Annotated in this window: 11 protein-coding genes and 1 pseudogene; 8 read left to right on the forward strand and 4 right to left on the reverse strand. The window is 63.3% G+C overall.

The window, feature by feature from the left end; genetic code table 11:
- The first annotated feature begins 203 nt into the window (after positions 1–203).
- From ACWPVA_RS10505 to ACWPVA_RS10515, 3 genes are all read left to right on the forward strand, one after another.
- Positions 204–1,076, forward strand: a complete 873-nt coding sequence (locus ACWPVA_RS10505; protein ID WP_454287631.1) for a uracil-DNA glycosylase — start codon at positions 204–206, stop codon at positions 1,074–1,076.
- A gap of 169 nt (positions 1,077–1,245) precedes the next feature.
- Entirely contained in the window at positions 1,246–1,437 is a 192-nt protein-coding gene (locus ACWPVA_RS10510; RefSeq protein WP_454287632.1) for a hypothetical protein, read from the forward strand.
- 119 nt (positions 1,438–1,556) lie between these two features.
- Positions 1,557–1,715 (forward strand): hypothetical protein, encoded by a 159-nt coding sequence (locus ACWPVA_RS10515; protein WP_454287633.1) that lies wholly within the window; start codon positions 1,557–1,559, stop codon positions 1,713–1,715.
- Positions 1,716–1,743: 28 nt separating this feature from the next.
- Here ACWPVA_RS10515 and ACWPVA_RS10520 read toward each other — a convergent pair whose 3' ends face one another.
- Together ACWPVA_RS10520 and ACWPVA_RS10525 are read right to left on the reverse strand one after the other, a co-directional pair.
- The gene (locus tag ACWPVA_RS10520; RefSeq protein WP_454287634.1) at positions 1,744–2,709 is read right to left on the reverse strand and encodes a hypothetical protein; all 966 of its coding nucleotides are present in this window, start codon (positions 2,707–2,709) and stop codon (positions 1,744–1,746) included.
- Positions 2,710–2,907: 198 nt separating this feature from the next.
- A complete protein-coding gene (locus tag ACWPVA_RS10525) occupies positions 2,908–3,846 on the reverse strand; it encodes a DMT family transporter (protein WP_454287635.1) in 939 nt (312 codons plus the stop codon).
- A gap of 366 nt (positions 3,847–4,212) precedes the next feature.
- Between ACWPVA_RS10525 and ACWPVA_RS10530 the strand changes: the two genes are divergently transcribed.
- Together ACWPVA_RS10530 and pepN are read left to right on the forward strand one after the other, a co-directional pair.
- Complete coding sequence (locus tag ACWPVA_RS10530; RefSeq protein ID WP_454287636.1) at positions 4,213–5,322, forward strand: methyl-accepting chemotaxis protein; 1,110 nt, start codon at positions 4,213–4,215, stop codon at positions 5,320–5,322.
- A gap of 267 nt (positions 5,323–5,589) precedes the next feature.
- Positions 5,590–8,238 carry an aminopeptidase N gene (pepN, locus tag ACWPVA_RS10535; protein WP_454287637.1) on the forward strand — a complete coding sequence of 883 codons (2,649 nt, stop codon included), beginning with the start codon at positions 5,590–5,592 and terminating at the stop codon, positions 8,236–8,238.
- Between the two features lie 2 nt (positions 8,239–8,240).
- Here pepN and ACWPVA_RS10540 read toward each other — a convergent pair whose 3' ends face one another.
- Positions 8,241–9,191, reverse strand: coding sequence for a DUF4344 domain-containing metallopeptidase (locus ACWPVA_RS10540; protein ID WP_454287638.1), 951 nt, complete (start codon positions 9,189–9,191; stop codon positions 8,241–8,243).
- A 245-nt stretch (positions 9,192–9,436) separates the two neighbouring features.
- On the opposite strand from ACWPVA_RS10540, the gene ACWPVA_RS10545 reads away from it, so the two are divergent.
- The 3 genes from ACWPVA_RS10545 to ACWPVA_RS10555 all read left to right on the forward strand — a co-directional run bounded on the left by ACWPVA_RS10545 (position 9,437) and on the right by ACWPVA_RS10555 (position 15,076).
- Positions 9,437–11,779 (forward strand): PAS domain-containing sensor histidine kinase, encoded by a 2,343-nt coding sequence (locus ACWPVA_RS10545; RefSeq protein WP_454287639.1) that lies wholly within the window; start codon positions 9,437–9,439, stop codon positions 11,777–11,779.
- A 287-nt stretch (positions 11,780–12,066) separates the two neighbouring features.
- Complete coding sequence (locus ACWPVA_RS10550) at positions 12,067–12,864, forward strand: substrate-binding domain-containing protein (RefSeq protein ID WP_454287640.1); 798 nt, start codon at positions 12,067–12,069, stop codon at positions 12,862–12,864.
- A 1-nt stretch (position 12,865) separates the two neighbouring features.
- A complete protein-coding gene (locus ACWPVA_RS10555) occupies positions 12,866–15,076 on the forward strand; it encodes a putative bifunctional diguanylate cyclase/phosphodiesterase (RefSeq protein WP_454287641.1) in 2,211 nt (736 codons plus the stop codon).
- Between the two features lie 49 nt (positions 15,077–15,125).
- Here the strand turns inward: ACWPVA_RS10555 and ACWPVA_RS10560 are convergent.
- Positions 15,126–18,081 (reverse strand): annotated as a pseudogene (locus ACWPVA_RS10560) (bifunctional [glutamine synthetase] adenylyltransferase/[glutamine synthetase]-adenylyl-L-tyrosine phosphorylase).
- Positions 18,082–18,103: the final 22 nt, after the last annotated feature.

The raw sequence follows: 18,103 nt of genomic DNA on the forward strand, positions 1-18,103 counted from the left end.
TGCGATTTCTGGCACTTGCGCCTTCGGCCCAAGATGCCGAAATCGCCTCCTCTCCCACCAAGGGAGAGGAGGCTGCCGTACGCTTCGCTGCCCCTCACCCTGACCCTTCTCCCCGCCGGGGAGAAGAGGGTGTCCGCCGCGACGTTTCCGGCCGCCCGCAAGAATCAGTTTCCTTCCGCCAATGCCTGCACTAGAACGGGTCCATGATCTCCGCCCGCGACATGATGCCCGCCGAACTGGCCGCCCTTCTGCATTTCCATGCGGATGCCGGCGTCGAATGGCTGGTGGAGGACGAGCCTGTCGATCGCGTCGCCGAGTTCGCCGAGCAGCGTGCCGCCCGCGAGGTTCGCGCCCCGGCCGCAATCGCCATGGCGCAGGCGGCCACCGTGCAGACGTCGCCCGGCCGCACGAGGCCCGATACGCCGCCGCCGGCGCGTGCCCCTTCGGCCTCGGCGCTGCCGGCCATCCCCGACGAACATGCCATCACCGAGGCGCGCTTTGCCGCCGAAAGCGCCCGCTCGCTGGCCGAACTGAAGACCGCCGTCGAGGCTTTTGGCGGCTGCAACCTGAAGACCAGCGCCCGCTCGACCATTTTCGCCGCCGGCGATCCGGCAAGCCGCATCATGGTGATCGGGCCGATGCCGAGCGCCGACGACGACCGCGAGGGTGTCGCCTTTTCCGGCCGCGCCGGCCTGTTGCTCGACCGCATGCTCGGCGCCATCGGCCTTACACGCGAGGCGATCCTCATCACAACGGTAATCCCCTGGCGTCCGCCCGGCGACCGCGCGCCCTCTGTGCCCGAGGTCGCCATCTGCCGGCCGTTCATCGAACGCCAGATCGAGCTGGCCGAGCCCAAGGCCGTGCTCCTGTTCGGCAATCTGACCGCCCGCTTCTTCTTCAACGAGACAGGCACGATCCACGCGCTGCGCGGCCAGTGGCGCGACATCGCCTGCGGCAATCATGCGGTTCCGGCGATCGCCACGCTGCATCCGCAGGAGCTTTTGACCGCACCGGCCAGCAAGGCGCTCGCCTGGCGCGACCTGCAGCTGTTTGCGCAGCGCCTCGCCCAGACCTGACCCTGTTCAGACCCGATCGTCCAAAATTTCGGCACATGTGACATTGATGCGATGAAGGTCATGCGTCTTGCGCATGGCTGCATCGCGTCCCTGCGCCTGCCTCATTTATGCTGCACTGCGATATATACTGTCACTCAAGGGAGGATTCGGAAGACAAGGATAAAAGGCCATGACCGTTCGTGCCCGCCCCATGCATTGCAAGTTCGAAACGCTCCGCCTTGCCGCCGAACCGCTGCGCAGCGGCCAACCCTATCACCGCTTCGGCTCCGCCACCAACGAACAGCTGACCGCGCGCGCCTTCTCCCGCACCGGCATGATCACGCGGCCGGCCACCCTGTTCAGCGACTTCCGCGACGCCTGACGTCCGGCGGCGCCGATGATTGCGTATCGCACAAGTTCGGCCTCTCGCAGTCGTTTAGCCCTTTTCACTATTCACTTCCGGCCGCTCGACGGCCATGCGAAAACCGCAAAGGATACCCCATGACCACGATGTTCAATCCGCTCCGCAATCTAAAGGCCGCCGTCATCCAGATCGGCAGCGCTATCGATGCATCTGAAGCCTATAGCCACGCAGCCTCGGGCAGATCGCGCCGCATGTCGCGCGGCGAAAACGCCCTGGTCCGCCACATCCCGCTCTGAAGCCACCTCGACGCGCGCGGCGAGCGAGTTAGCCGCTCACTCCCGCGAACGCCGGGCTTTCCAGGCGCTCTGCGGGCAGCAGGCTGCACGCATATTCGAATGCCGCGTCGATGATCGAGAACTTGATCGCCTGCCAGCCGCGATACTCATCCAGCAGGTCGGCCGTGAACCACAAGTGGGTCTTTTTCGTCTCGTCTTGCCACTGCAGTCCCTTGGCCTCTATGGCGCGGCGTAGCAAGCGTTGCAGATGGGTGCGAGACATCATGAAATGCTCCGCCATGGCACGGGCATCGACCCGGCCGATGTCATAGCGATCGGGCGACGGATCAGTCACGTCGATCCGCCGGACAAGTTCGTCCATCACCAGTCCGCCCGCCTCCGTCCAGAGGAACATGGCGACCCGCGGTGGAGGTTCGCGCCAGCCGTCGTGCTCGAACGAGCGCCTGGCCGCATAGGGCTGGATCAGCGGGAAGAGTTCCGGGTGGGCCATGAGCGTCTGCGCGCGCGCGCCGCCATCGACCCGGTCAAGCGTCGCCAGATTGGCCACCATCCAGCGAAGCATGCCGGCATAGGTCACCTCTGTCGCTTCGAAGCGGCGCGGTCGGCGGCCGGAATCGCCGGCGATACGAATGAAGCGATAGGACAGCAGCTGGTCGAGGAAGTTCAGCACCGTGTTGCGGCTCGCTGCATTGTAAGTCGTGATCATGTCGCGCAAACGCGAGGCCGTCAGCCCCGAGCCTGGCACGGACGGATCATGTTCGAGATGGAGCGCGAAGGCGCATTGGCTGAGAAGCCAGCGCTGGTGCGAAGAGAGCAGCCGCGCCAGGCGTTTGTTGCCGTCGTACTCGCCCTGGAGATCGGCCGAAAAAATACGCAAGGATTCGCAAAAAGCGGGATTGGTTCGCAAATCATCAACCGACAGGGCCAAGGCAAACCCTCCCCCTCGCGTTGCCGCATCGATTGAACATAGATTGCGACCCGCCACCGGCGCCATAGTCGCCAGGCCGCCTTCTGCGGTCTGGAAGGGGCATTTCTCTGTTCAGGTTCATGCAAACTACGTTGTTCAGGTTTGGTTCGCTCGGGCGGCGGCGATTAACCTAGCCATAACCTTCCCTCTGTTTCAATCTTTATCATCCCGACGCAAGAAAAGAAAAGCGGCAGTCCTGGACGGAGGCCGATTCTGTCGCCGGTTTCAGCCCTGCGGCGTCGCCGCCTTGCGCGCGGCCCGGCGCTCCAGCCCGAGCTGGTGCTCGCGATAGATGATGAAGATGCCGGCTCCCACCACGATGGCCGCGCCCGCCAGCGTGGTCATGGTCGGCACCTCGTCGAACAGAAGGTAGGCGATCATCGAGCCGAGGATGATCGACGTATATTCGAACGGCGCCACTGTCGAGACATCGGCATGGCGATAGCTCTCCGTCAGCAGGATCTGCCCCAGCCCGCCGAAGAATCCGGCCAGCGCCATCAGTCCAAGTGCCTCCCAGCTCAGCACCTGCCAGCCGAAGAACCAGGTGACGGCCGATAGTAGCGAGGCGGTGAGCGAGAAGAACAGCACGATCGTCGCGGTCTTCTCCTCCTTGACCAGCTGGCGCACCTGCAGCATGGCGGCCGCGCCGAGGCCCGCCGAGATTAGCACGGCCAGCGCACCGGTGGCGGCAGTGGAGCCGAAGCCCTGCTCGCTGAACAGTGTCAGCTTCGGCCAGGAAATGATCATCACCCCGACCAGCCCGACGAAGACCGCCGTCCAGCGGTAGGCGCGCACCGTCTCGCGCAGAAACACCGCGGCAAAGACGACGGCCAGCAGCGGCATGGCATAGCCGATCGCAATGGCATCCGGTAGCGGCAGAAGCACGAGGCCGTAGAAGCCGATACCCATGGCCGCGACGCCGATCAGGCCGCGCTTGAGATGGCCGAGCGGATTCTTGGTCTGGAAAGCGGAGCGGAGATCGCCGCGCATGGCAAGATAGGCAAGGATCGGCACGATGGCGAAGGCGGAGCGATAGAAGGTGATCTGGCCGGTCGGCATGCCGGACCCCGCCAACTTGATGCAGGCCTGCATGCCGACGAAGACGGTGACTGAGGCGACTTTCATCAGGATGCCGCGAAGTGGACTGGAGGCGATGGCGGCCATCGGCGGGACTCGTATCTGGACAGCGGAGATGGGGGAGCGCGGAACTCCGCGAGCGAAGGACGAGGGAAGGTGTCAGCGCCTTCGCGATTGACAAAATCCCGTTTTTGAATGGTGGCACTTCCGATGCCCGCGGACAAGGGCAAGTTAAAGGCTCGCAGCAAACATCACTTGCCTATAATATATGCAAATTGTCCCAATGGAGGCACTTGCGCGATATTGAAGTTCAGCTCCTTTTACTTCTAGTTTTATGCCTTTTTAACCAATATCGTGAATGATATGCCGAAGTCTAAATCTCGTGTTTCCTCTGTCGCGCCACGGTCGGTCTACTCTCGACTGCGCGATCAACTACTCTGCGGTGTTCTTCTGATGACCGATATCGCGCCGAAATCGCTTTCCGCCGCCGCCGACATGGCCACGCCACGTTCCATGCGCGTGGTCACCGAGGGCATAGGCGTCGATCTCGAGCGCTTCAGTGCCGACAACACCCACATCGTCCGGCAGATCAGGCTGCTTGCCATCAATGCGCTGATCGAGGCGGCCCGCGCCGGCGAAACCGGCAAGGGTTTTGCGGTCGTCGCCCACGAGGTGCAGCGTCTCGCCCAGGGTGCGGCCGAGATCGCCGGCCGTTTCCAGGAGAACGTGCTTGGCCGAATCGGCCTTAGCCGGACGATCGCGGATACCCTGGTTGTCGAAATGGAAGGCGTGCGGCTGACCGACCTTGCCCAGACGCTGGTACAGTTCATCGTTCGCAATCTGTTCGAACGCACCGCCGACGTGCGCTGGTGGGCGACCGATCCGGCGCTGTGGCAGGCGCTCTGCGACCCGACCCCGAAGCGCTTCGCCTATGCCGCCGAGCGCCTCGGCGTGATCAACCGCTTCTACACGGTCTATCTCGACCTCGTCATGACCGACCAGACGGGCCGCATCGTCGCCTCGGCCAATCCGCGCTTCCAGCGTGGGCTGAAAGACCGCAGCCTCGCCGGCGAACCCTGGTTCGAAGCGGCGAAGAACTGCGCCAGCGGCGACGACTATATCGTCGACCAGGTCAAGTCGAGCCGGCTCCACGACAATCGCGACGTTCTGGTCTATGCCACCGGCATTCGCGAGGATGGCCAAAGCAACGGCCGGCTGGTCGGAACGCTCGGCGTCTATTTCGACTGGCAGGCGCAGGGCCAGGCGATCGTCGAGAAGGAGGCCAATCTGCCGCCGCAGGTCGCGGAAAAGACCGAAGTTCTGCTGCTCGACGGCGCGTTGCGGGTGATCGCCTGCAGCAACCCGGCTCGGCGCTACACCCATTTCGCGCTCAACAACCCCGGACAGGCCATGCGCGGCAGCTATTACGACAATTCGGGCTCGATCGTCGCCTTTGCCAAGACCCTCGGCTACGAGGACTATGACGGCCTCGGCTGGTATGGCGTCATCATCCAGCAGACCGAAGACGAAGACGCCATTCGCGCAACGCTCGGCATCAAGTGAACCCGGAGTCGCAGAGATCTTGAACGGGAAACTCGTCGTCCGGCGCCTTCGGGCAGGTCCTGTCGCGGCCAATCAATCCCGAACAACAGCGCAAATATTCGTCGACAAACACTGCCGATCCGACCGCCTACCTCGTTTTATTTCTTTGCTTTTTAACAATCGTTCAGAAATGTATGGCAGTCTCGCCGGCGAAATCACATCCTTGCACGCGCATGTTCGGGTATCATGATCACGCAAGGCGACTCACGGACGAGATCAGGATAGACAATGCGAACAGACACCGGCCAGATCATCAATCTGGCAGATTACCGCCCCACCGACTTCGTCCTGGAACGTGTGGATCTGACCTTCGAGCTCGATCCGACCGAGACCAAGGTTGAAGCGCGGCTGATCTTTCACCGGCGCGAGGGCGCCGACCCGAATGCCCCGCTGGTGCTCGACGGCGACGAACTGAAGATGACCGGCCTGGCCTTCGACCAGATCGACATGGCGCCTGAGCGTTATACCGAGACCGCTGACAGCCTGACGATCCGCGACCTGCCGGCAACCGCCCCCTTCGAGATCACCGTCACCACGCTGATCAATCCCGAGGCCAATACCCAGTTGATGGGCCTCTACCGCTCCAACGGCATCTACTGCACCCAGTGCGAGGCCGAAGGCTTTCGCCGCATCACCTTTTTTCCCGACCGCCCGGATGTGCTCGCCGTCTATACGGTCAACATCATCGCCGACAAGGCCGCCAATCCGTTGCTGCTGTCAAACGGCAACTTCCTCGGCGGCGCCGGCTATGGCGAGGGCAAGCACTTCGCCGCCTGGTTCGACCCGCATCCGAAGCCGAGCTATCTCTTCGCCCTCGTCGCCGGCGACCTCGGCGTGGTCGAGGATACGTTCACCACCATGTCGGGCCGCGAGGTGGCGCTGAAGATCTATGTCGAGCACGGCAAGGAAGCCCGCGCGGCCTATGCCATGGACGCGCTGAAGCGTTCGATGAAGTGGGACGAGGAAGTCTTCGGCCGTGAATATGACCTCGACATCTTCATGATCGTCGCCGTTTCGGACTTCAACATGGGGGCCATGGAAAACAAGGGCCTCAACATCTTCAACGACAAGTATGTGCTGGCCGATCCCGAAACCGCAACCGACCAGGACTATGCCAATATCGAGGCGATCATCGCCCATGAATACTTCCACAACTGGACCGGCAACCGCATCACCTGCCGCGACTGGTTCCAGCTGTGCCTGAAGGAAGGCCTGACCGTCTACCGCGACCACGAATTCTCCGCCGACCAGCGCTCGCGCGCCGTCAAGCGCATCGCCGAGGTCCGCCATCTGCGCTCTGAACAGTTCCCGGAGGACACCGGCCCGCTCGCCCATCCGGTTCGCCCGACCAAGTATCGTGAGATCAACAACTTCTACACGACCACCGTCTACGAGAAGGGCTCCGAAGTCACCCGCATGATCGCGACCATTCTCGGCCGCGACGGGTTCAAGAAGGGCATGGACCTCTATTTCGAGCGCCATGACGGCGATGCCGCCACCGTCGAAGACTTCGTCAAGTGCTTCGAAGATGCCAACGGCCGCAACCTCACCCAGTTCTCGCTCTGGTACCACCAGGCCGGCACGCCGCAGATCACCGTCTCGTCGTCCTACGACGCGGCCGCCAAGACATTCACGCTTTCACTTGAGCAGATGGTCGCGGCAACCCCCGGCCAGACAGCCAAGGAGCCCATGCACATTCCGCTGAAGTTCGCGCTGATCGGCGAGAACGGCGCTGAGGTCCAGCCGGGCACAGTGAGCGGCGGAGAGATTGCCGGCGACGTTCTGCACCTGACCGAGCGGAGCCAGACCTTCACCTTCTCCGGCATCGGCGCCCGTCCGGTCGTTTCGCTCAACCGCGGCTTCTCCGCGCCGGTCAATCTGCATTTCCCCCAGAGCGCCGACGACCTCGCCCACATTGCCCGCCACGACAGCGACCTCTTCGCCCGCTGGCAGGCGATCACCGATCTGGCGCTGCCGAACCTCATGGCGGCCGCCAAGGCAGCCGCGGCGGGCAAGCCCGTCGAATGCGATGGCGCGCTCTGCGACGCCCTGCTGGCGATCGCCGCCGACGACAGCCTCGAGCCGGCCTTCCGCGCACAGGCTCTGGCGCTGCCGAGCGAATCCGACATCGCCCGCGAACTGGGCGCCAATAACGACCCCGACGCGATCCACCAGGGCCGTCAGGCTATCCTTTCGGCAATTGCCGCGGCGGGTGCAACGACCTTCCGCAGCCTTTATGAAGTGCTTGCCGCGTCAAGCCCTTTCAGTCCCGATGCCGCCGGGGCCGGCCGTCGCGCATTGCGCAATGCAGCCCTCGGTTTCTTGGCGCTCAGCGACAACAGCCCGGCCGGCGCTGCGGAAGCCTTTGCCAAGGCCGACAACATGACGGACCTGTCGCAGGCCCTGACCGTTCTCGCGCACCGCTTCCCCGACGCGACAGAGACCCATGCGGCGCTCGCAGCGTTTGAAAGCCGCTTCGCCGCCAATGCGCTGGTGCTCGACAAGTGGTTCTCGATCCAAGCAACCATTCCGGGCGAAGGCGCGCTCGACCGCGTCATGCGCCTGATGCAGAACCCGCATTTCACCGCGTCGAACCCGAACCGGGTGCGTGCGCTGATCGGCACCTTCGCCTTTGCCAACCCGACCGGCTTCAACCGGCCGGACGGCAAGGCCTATCACTTCTTCGCCGAAGAGATCCTTGCGATCGACAAGCGCAACCCGCAGCTCGCCGCGCGTCTGCTGACGGCCCTGCGCTCCTGGCGGCTGCTCGAGCCGGTGCGCGCCGATCAGGCCCGAGAGGCGCTGATGACCATCGAGCGAGCGCCGTCGCTCTCGTCCGACGTCGCCGATATCGTCGAGCGGATCTTGAAGGGCTGACCCTAGCCCGAGCGGGACGCCCCGGCGCGGGGTGATCCCGCGTCGCGCTTGATAGGCGCGCTGTCAGGGTCGACGTCCTCCTCGACCGCTTCGCCGTCGGGATTGTCGATGTACCACTGCGCATCCAATTGGGCACTGTTGAGCACATCCTCGTAGCAGAGCGTCATCTGGCGATCGTCGGCGCTCCAGAAGGCATTCGCCACACCGCATTCCGTCGCCGTCAGCCTGATCCCGTCCTTCAGCTTGTAGCTGCCGGAAAACGCCGCGGCGACCATTTCGAGCACGCCGGCGTTCTTGATCATCTCGCGAAAATAGGCGAGCTTCGGATCCTTGGTCTTCTCATAAGTGATCTTGAACTGCGTCACGTCGCTCTCGCTCGCTTCATAAGGCTTCAGGACCTTCTCCCAGCTTTGCAGCAGGCTCTGGTATTCACCCGGGCATTCCTCGGCACGGTGGTCGGGAAATTCGAGCGACTCCGCGAAATCCCCGAAGCGCTTCTTGTCCTTGCCGATCATCAGACAGACGGTCGCATAGGCCCGCTGTTCATCCAGGCCGTGGCTGTCCCAGAATTCCAGCTCCTCCTCGTCTCCGTTCGCGCCGGCCGAGAGGAACCAGATATTGGCCCAGTCCTCAACGGCGCTGTTGAAGTCCTCGTCCTCAGCTTCGAGGAGGAGCAACACCGCGAGCCCGTCGACCGCATCCTCCTCCTTGCCGAGAACCGGGAGCGAAAACTCCGAGACCAGCATGTGGCCGGCTTCGTGAAAGACGGTGGCGATGGCATTGTTGAGGGCAAACTGGTTGGCCCCCTCGGTCTGCTCCGCGGTGATCTCGCCGTAGAGTTCGGGTGGCTGCGGCTCGACGGCCCGGGCTGGCCCACCCGCCACCAGCGATGCAAGGACAGCGACAGCCGGCGCGGCCCACAACGGAGACCGGCGAAACGGTTTCGGATACATGTCGGAAATTCCCCCTTCGGGCTCAGCCAGCATTGATCAGCGGCCTAATCGATAGGCGAGATCGGGCGATGTTTTCAATCAAATTCAAGCCTTTGACACAGGTTGCACAAAAAAAGCCGATTCGGATTAAGGGCTTAAGATTTTGTTCACCAAACCCGTCTGGACAAGGCGAATCACCAGTGATTCATTAGGTTAGATTCGGGCGAGCGGCGCTTCGGATCACACGAGGGGCAGAGGCAGGGACAATGTCGAACGCGCGGCGGGCAACCGCAGCCGATGAGCGGTTGCGACTCAATTTTTCAGGCATTGTGGCCTTCTTCGGCGGGCTTGGTGAGCGCATGGCCCGGATCAACGATCCCGGCAACGGTCATTCGCGCCGGATCGAGACCGTGTTGCGCCGGTCCATTCCCATTCTGATCCTCGCCTTCCTCTCGGTGGTGGCCCTTGCGCGCGTCGCCGGCATACTCGGCGAACATGCCCGCATGGAGAGCGGCGTGCGCCAGATCACCGCGCTGGTCGCCACCACGGCCAATGCTGCCCTCGCCGGACGCGAGGCCCTGTTCGTCTCGGCCGACCGCACGGCCGCCGAGACGGCACTCACGGCCCTGCTGCCGGCCGAGCGTCTCGCCGGTGGGGCCTTCGTGCTCATGGTCGAACCCTCGGGCCGGATCTTCGCGTCGTCGGCAGCCGGTGCGGGCTATGTCGGCCTGCCGCTCGCCAATCTGCTTCCGCAGGTCGCCGCCATCCGCCGCTTTGGCGATCGGTCCGGCGGCATCGAGACGGACATCGGCGGTCAGCGTCATTTCGCTATACTAACTCCGGTCGGAACGGACGGCGCAATGGTGCTGACCGCCCATTCCCTCCTGCCGACGTTGGCCTTCTGGCGCAGCGAGATCGCTCTCAACGTCACGCTCTTTGCGGGGATTTCGCTGATCCTCAGCGTCATCGTCTACGCCTATTTCCATCAGACCAAGCGTGCCCGCGAGGCCGACGACATTTTTCTCGAAAGCAATTTGCGCGTGGAAGCGGCCCTGTCTCGCGGCCGCTGCGGCCTTTGGGACTTCGATCTCGCCAATCGCAAGCTGTTCTGGTCACGCTCGATGTACGAGATGCTCGGACTGCCGCCGTCGGGCGAGGTGATGGCCTTTGCCGACGCGGCGCGACTGATGCATCCGGACGACGGCAGCCTCTTTGCGCTGGCCCGGGCCGTGGGTCGCGGCAATTCCAAGCAGATCGACCAGATCTTTCGCATGCGTCACGCCCAGGGCCACTATGTCTGGATGCGGGCCCGTGCCCAGGTCATCTGTTCCAATACCGGCTGCATGCATGTGATCGGCATCGCCATGGATGTCACCGAGCAGCATCGCCTTGCCCAGCGCTACGCCGAGGCCGACCAGCGTCTCGCCGATGCGATCGAATGCACGTCCGAGGCTTTCGTGCTGTGGGACAAGAACGACCGGCTGGTCATGTGCAATGCCCACTTCCAGCACGTCTACGGCCTGCCCGACAGCATCCTCGTGCCGGGCACCGAGCGCGCGGTCGTCCAGGCCGCGGCCCAGCGGCCGATCATCCAGCGCCGCGTTGCAGATCCCGATCCGAGCGGCTCATCGCGCACCACCGAGGTCCAGCTCGCCGACGAGCGCTGGCTGCAGATCAACGAGCGCCGGACGCGCGACGGAGGCCTCGTCTCGGTCGGCACCGACATTACCCTTTTGAAACGTCACCAGGAGCGCCTGCGCGAACAGGAACGCCGGCTGATGGCGACCATCGGCGACCTCTCCTCCTCGCAGAAGAAGTTGGAGCGCCAGAAGGCCGAGCTTTCGGTCGCCAATGCCAATTACCAGGCGGAAAAGGAACGCGCCGAGGCCGCCAACAAGGCGAAGTCGGAATTCCTCGCCAATATGAGCCACGAACTCAGAACCCCGCTCAACGCCATTCTCGGCTTCTCCGAAATCCTGCTCGCCGGCATGTTCGGGCCGATCGGCTCACCGAAATACTCGGAATATGCCCGCGACATCCACGAGAGCGGCAAGCACCTGCTGAACGTCATCAACGACATCCTCGACATGTCGAAGATCGAGGCCGGGCAAATGAAGATCCGCTGCGAGACGATCGATCTCGACGCGCTGATCGAGGAAAGCCTGCGGCTGACCGCGATCCCGGCCGAGGAAAAGAACGTCCACATCGAGCAGCGCGTCACCTCCGGCCTGACCATGACCGCCGACCGCCGCTCGATGAAACAGATCCTCCTCAACATTCTGTCGAACGCCGTGAAGTTCACCGAGTCAGGTGGACGGGTCGCGCTTCGCGCCCGCAAGATCGGCAACGGGGTGGCGATCACCATCGCCGATACCGGCATCGGTATTCCGGCGGCGGCTCTCGGCAAGATCGGCCAGCCGTTCGAGCAGGTGCAGAGCCAGTATGCCAAAAGCAATGGCGGCTCGGGCCTCGGCCTCGCCATCTCCCGCTCGCTGGTCAACATGCACGGCGGCAGCCTCAGGATACGCTCCTGCGAAGGCAAGGGCACCGTGGTATCGGTGCGGATCCCGGACGTTCTGGTGATCGAGACGACCCGCAAGCGGGCGTGAGAGACAGGCAAGGGTCCTGCCCGCCACAACCCGCTTACCGGCTTGAACAGGGGAGGAGGACGGCTGGCATTCGCAGCCGACCTGCCGGTTGTTCCGTCGACCGCTGCCTCCGTCCGCGTGAGCCGGCCCTTGGCATCCTGCGGAATTTACCATGGCGGCATTTGCAAACCGTGCGGACGTGATTTCATTCGTAATTGCTGATACAACTTCGACTCCCGTTCCCTCTTAGCGCGACTTCAGGCAGTCGGAGAAGGTGAAGAATGCGTCGGTCATATTGGACCCAATCCTTGATCACCCTTCTCTCTGCAGGCCTGCTGGCCGGACAGGCAAGCGCGGCTGATACGCTGCGTGTCGGCGGCACCGGCGGCGCAATGCCGATGGCACAGCACATTTCCACGGCCTATGCCGCCCAGGGCGGCCCAACGATCGAAATCGTACCCGACCTCGGCAGTTCGGGCGCTATCCGCGCAGTTGCCGATGGCGTCATTGATCTGGCAATTTCCTCGCGGGCACTGAAGGCGGAGGAGTCCGCGCGTGGCTTGAAGGACACCCGCTTCGCGCTGACCCCGCTGGTGCTGATCACCTCACACCCCGCGCCCGGCAGTGTGAAAAGCAGTGACCTGCCGCAAATGTTCGGGACGCAGACCGCGAAATGGCCGGACGGGACGCCTGTCCGCGTCATCCTCAGGCCTAAGTCTGAGACCGACAATGCGATATTCATCTTGCAGTTTCCGGGCATGGCAGAGGCAATCGACGCAGCACGGCTGCGCCCCGAGCTTCGCGTGGCCCAGACGGATCAGGACACCGCCAGCACGGCTGAAGACCTGCCCGGGTCGCTTGTCCAGTCCGGCCTCAGTCAGATCGTCACCGAAAAACGCGACGTGCGGCTTGTCGCGATCGATGGCGTGGAGCCGACGCTGGAGAATTTCGAAAGCGGCGCCTACCCTTACGAAAAGCAATTCTACCTCGTCTATGCGGAGAAGACCGCCACCGCAGCACAAGGTTTGCTTGACTTTCTGCAGTCTGATGAAGGTCGAAAGGTCTTGCGTGAAACCGGAAGCCTGACGGTCGGGAGTGATGAGTAGCATGGCCACCACACAACTCCGCAACCTCGTCAGCACGATTGGATTGGCCGTGGCGCTGGTGACTGCGGTCGCAGGCCCATTGCTCTTTCTTCTAGATGCCTATTCCGACACGAGGCGCACGCTGGATCTCAAGGCCGGGCTCGCCAGCAATCGCGTGGCGCAGTACATCTATGCGCACGACAGCCTCTGGCAATACCAGCAGCTCCGCCTGCAGGAGCTGATCGAATTCCCCTACGCCGATGGCGAAGCCTTGCAGCAGCGAATCTACGCAGCGGACGGAGAGTTGGTCTTGGAGGTCGGAGCGCCGCTCGCGGCCCCGACGGTTGCCCGGCGCACGCCTGTTTTCGTTTCTGGTCAGCCGCGCGCCTACATCGAGGCGGTGACCAGCTTCCGCAGCCGTCTCTATGAGGCCGGGCTGGTGGCGATCCTCAGTTCCATGCTTGGCTTCGGCATGTACTTTGCGCTTAGGATCTTCCCCTTGCGGGTGCTCGACCAGACGATGGGCGCTCTGCAGCGGAGCCAGAAGGATCTGGCCACCCAGAATGAGCGCCTGGATACGGCGCTCTCAAATATGTCGATGGGCCTGAGCATGTTCGACGCTCAGGAAAAGCTCGTTGTCGCGAATGGGCGATTTGCGGAAATCTTTCGGCTCGCGCCGGAAGAAGTAAGACCCGGCCGAACGGTCCGGGAATTGCTGGAGTTGGCCTTCCGGAAGGCGGGGCGAAGCGAAGAGGACCTGCAGGACACCCTGAAACTGACCCAACGCTTCATTGCCGAACGCTCGATCGGATATGCCGTCCACCGCACTGGCGATGGGCGCAGCATTGCCATGACCCACCGGCCGGCCCCAAACGGCGGCTTTGTCGCTACCTATGAGGACATTACCGAAAGACTGCTTACCGAAGAGAAGATCAAGTATCTCGCGCATCATGATGCGCTGACCGGCCTGCTCAACCGTGCTGCCTTCTATGAGCGCATGGACTCGATCGTCGGGCGAATGCCAAAATCGAGGTCGATAGCGGTTCTCAGCCTGGACCTCGACCATTTCAAGAACGTCAATGACACGCTGGGCCATCCCGTGGGTGACCTCCTTCTCCTGGCGGCCGCCGATCGCATGCGCAGTTGCACGCGCAGCGAGGATGTCCTGGCGCGACTGGGGGGCGATGAATTCGTCATCCTTCAAGTCGACCCCGAGCATCCGTCCGACGTCACGGCGCTCGCGTCCCGTCTCGTCGAAGTGCTCGGCACGCCGTTCGATCTGGATGGTCACCAGGTGGTGGTGGCGGCCAGCATTGGCATCGCGATGGCTCCCAGTGACGGTACGGTGCCGGACGTCTTGATGAAGAATGCTGATCTCGCACTCTACCGCTCCAAAGCCGATGGTGGAGGCACCTATCGCTTTTTCGAGCTTGGCATGGATGCGCGAATGCAGGCGCGACGCAGCCTTGAACTCGATCTTCGCAAGGCGATCGTGACCCACGAGTTCGAGGTCTACTATCAGCCGATCATCGACGTGAAGGCCGGGACGGTTACCGCGTGCGAAGCCCTTGTGCGCTGGCACCATCCGGAGCGCGGCATGATCTCGCCCGCGGAGTTCATCCCGGTCGCCGAAGAGACCGGCCTGATCGTGCAACTGGGTGAATGGGTACTGCAGCAGGCTTGCGCCGAGGCTGCCAAGTGGCCGAGCCACATCACGATCGCCGTGAACCTCTCCCCGGCCCAGTTCAAGCACAAGAACCTTGTTCACTCAGTCACAAATGCCCTCGTGACCTCGGGTCTGCCGGCCAGCAGGCTGGAGCTTGAGATCACCGAGCTGGTACTTATCCAGGACAACGAAAGCGCCTTTGCCATACTCCATGAGCTCCGGAACCTGGGTATCCGGATCGCGATGGACGATTTTGGCACCGGCTATTCCTCGCTGGGCTATTTGCGCAGCTTCCCGTTCGACAAGATCAAGATCGATCAGTCCTTCATACAGGATCTGCCGCACAAGGAAGAAAGCCTCGCGATCGTCCGCGCCGTCGTGGGTCTCAGCAGCAGCCTTGGGATCGACACGACCGCTGAGGGCGTGGAGACGGACGAGCAGCTTTCGAGCGTGACTTCGGAAGGCTGCACCCAGTTCCAGGGCTATCTGTTCAGCCGTCCCCAGACTGCCGAAGATATCGGGCGCACGCTAAGCGCGGAGGCCGAGCGGACAACCAAGACCGCCTGAGCGCACCGGGCGCCTTGCGGCCGCCTCTCCGGAAGCCTCGACCCTCGCGCTACTTCACGATCCCTTGAAACACTTTCCTGACCGCCTTGGTCAGGCGGCGCAGTTCCGCTTCCAGCGTCTTCAGATCGGGGCTGTCGCCGGCGCGGCAGACAAGATCGATAAGTCCGGCCGGAACTGCGGCGGGGCTGAAACCGCCATCGACGCAGAGACGGATCACCTGCGTCAAATCGGTCAAGAGCCTCAATGTTGAGAGACAAAGATCAAGGTCGTTCGGATCCATGAGTTCGCCGCCGAGACGCTTCAGCGCATCCGCCGTCGAAAGCCCGTTGACCTCCGCCGAGACACCGCGCCCTCTGGCGATCAATGCCAGGTGCTGGGCAATGAACTCGATGTCGATCAGGCCGCCGGGGATGAGCTTCAGGTCCCAGATGTCCCTCGGCGGCTTTTCCTTGGAGATCATTGCCCGCATCTCGGCGACGTCCTTCGCCGTCTTCGCCTCCTCGCGTGGTTTGGCCAGTACGGCCGCGATGACGGCACGAGTTGCGTCCATCAGTTCGGCATCACCGGCGATCAGCCTGGCGCGGGTGAGCGCCATATGCTCCCAGGTCCAGGCTTCCTCGAACTGGTACTTCGCGAAGGCGCGAAGACGCGTCGCGACCGGACCCTTATTGCCGGAAGGACGAAGCCGCATGTCGACCTCGTAGAGCACGCCCTCCGCCGTCGGTGCCGAGAGCGCCGCGATCAGCCGCTGGGTAAGCCGTGTATAATAACGCACCGGATCGAGCGGCTTTGCCCCGTCCGATTCACCCGCATCGTCGTCATGTTCGTAAAGCAGGATCAGGTCGACGTCGGAGCCGGCGGAGAAGCTCGAAGGAGCCGAGCTTGCCCATGCCGGCAAGCGCCACCTTGCCGCCGGGGATCTTGCCGTGCGCGGCCTCCATCTCGGTGACCACCGCGCCTAGCGCCTTCTCGATGATCAGGCCGGCAAGGTCTGTAAAGGCATGACCGGCGAGCGCCCCGCCGATCGTTCCGGTCAGCAACCGGATGCCGATCAGGAAGCGCTGCTCGGCGGCAAAGATGCGCAGCCGGTCGAGAATCTCTTCGTAGTGGTGGCTGCCCTGGAGGAAGGAGGAGAGACGCCTGGCGAGATAGTCGCGCGTCGGCAGCTCGACCATCAGGCCGGGATCAAGCATGCCATCGAACACATGCGGACGCCTCGCGATGATCTCGGCCAGGCGAGGTGCTGACGACATGATGTTGACGATCAGGTCGAGCAGTGCCGGATTGCTGGTCAGCAGCGAAAAGAGCTGGATGCCGGCCGGCAGGCCGGAAATGAAGCTGTCGAAGCGAAAGAGCGCCTCGTCCGCGCGCCGGCTTTCACCGAAGGTCTTCAAGAGCTGGGGCGTCAGTTCCGTCAGCCGCTCGCGCGCCTCGACCGACTGCGTGGCGCGGTAGCGGCCGTAGTGCCATGTGCGGATGACGCGGGAAATATCCTCGGGTCGCTCGAAACCGAGCGCCTTCAATGTCCGCAGCGTATCGGGATCGTCCTGCTGGCCGGTGAATACGAGGTTGCCGGTCGCAGACGATAGAACCTCCTCCTGCTCGAACAGCCGGGCATAGCGCCGCTCGACCGTCTTCAGCACGCTTTCCAGCCGGGTGGAAAAGCTCGTCGTGTCGTCGAAGCCGGCCATGTAGGCGATGCGGCGGAGTTCGGTCTCGGTTTCGGGCAGGAGATGAGTCTGCTCGTCATGCACCATCTGGATGCGGTGCTCGATGTCCCGCAGGAACCAGTAGGCCTCGATCAGTTCGTCGCGGGTCGAAGCATCGATCCAGTTGGCGGCGGTCAGCGCGTGTAGCGCCGGCTCGGTCGGCCGAAGCCTCAGTTCCGGCATGCGACCGCCAGCAATCAACTGCTGGGTCTGGGCGAAGAACTCGATCTCGCGGATGCCGCCGCGGCCGAGTTTGACGTTGTGGCCCTTGACCGCGATCGCGCCATGGCCCTTGTGCACATGGATCTGCCGCTTGATCGAATGAATATCGGCAATCGCCGCATAGTCGAGGTATTTGCGGAAGACGAAGGGCACGAGCTCGCGCAGGAAATTCTGTCCCGCTTTCAGATCGCCGGCCACGGGCCGCGCCTTGATGAAGGCGGCACGCTCCCAGTTCTGCCCCCTGCCCTCGTAATAGAGCAACGCCGCCTCGACCGGTACGGCCAGCGGCGTCGAGCCCGGATCGGGCCGGAGGCGCAAGTCGGTGCGGAAGACATAGCCGTCGCCGGTACGATCCTGCAGGATGCGAACGAGGCGGCGCATCATCCGGCCATAGGTCTCGGTCGCATCCTCGGGCGAAACGAGAATGCCCGCCTCCGTCTCGAAGAAGATGACCAGGTCGATATCGGAGGAATAGTTGAGTTCGCAGGCGCCAAGCTTGCCCATTCCGAGCACGATCAACCCGCTGCCAAGCGCCGGGGCTTGCCGGTCGGCGAGCCTGAGCTTGCCGGCGTCCTCGCCGGCGAGCAGCAGATGATCGATGGCCGCCGCGACGCAAGCGTCGGCAATGGCGGACAACCAGCGGGTCGTGTCGCGCGCGTCGAAGATCCGGGCAAGATCGGCGAGCGCGGTCAGGAAGGAGAGCTTGCGCTTTGCTATTCTCAGCCGCGTCATCACCTGCGCTTCGGTCGCGGGTGGTCCGCCGTCCTCGCCGCGCCAGGCATTGCGGGCGTCGGCGACAAGGCCTTCAAGCAGCGGTTCGAGCGGTTCGTCCAGCGCCCGCGCCAGGGTCGCCGGATCGAGCATGGCCATGTCGCGCAGATAGGGCGAGAGGGAGAGCGCCGCCGTGACGAAGCTTCTTAGCGGGCCTTCACTGGCCAGCAGCTCGGCAATCGCCGGCTGCTGCTTGGCGGCGTCCTTCAGCAGGGAGATGACCGACTTCTGTTCCGTCTGGTTGAGCGGCCGGACCACAGCCTCCGCGACCTCGGCCAGTCTTTTCGTCGTCGTCTCGCCCATCGCAAGCCTCCCCCGCACGCGC

The sequence above is a fragment of the Rhizobium arsenicireducens genome, assembly GCF_964021225.1.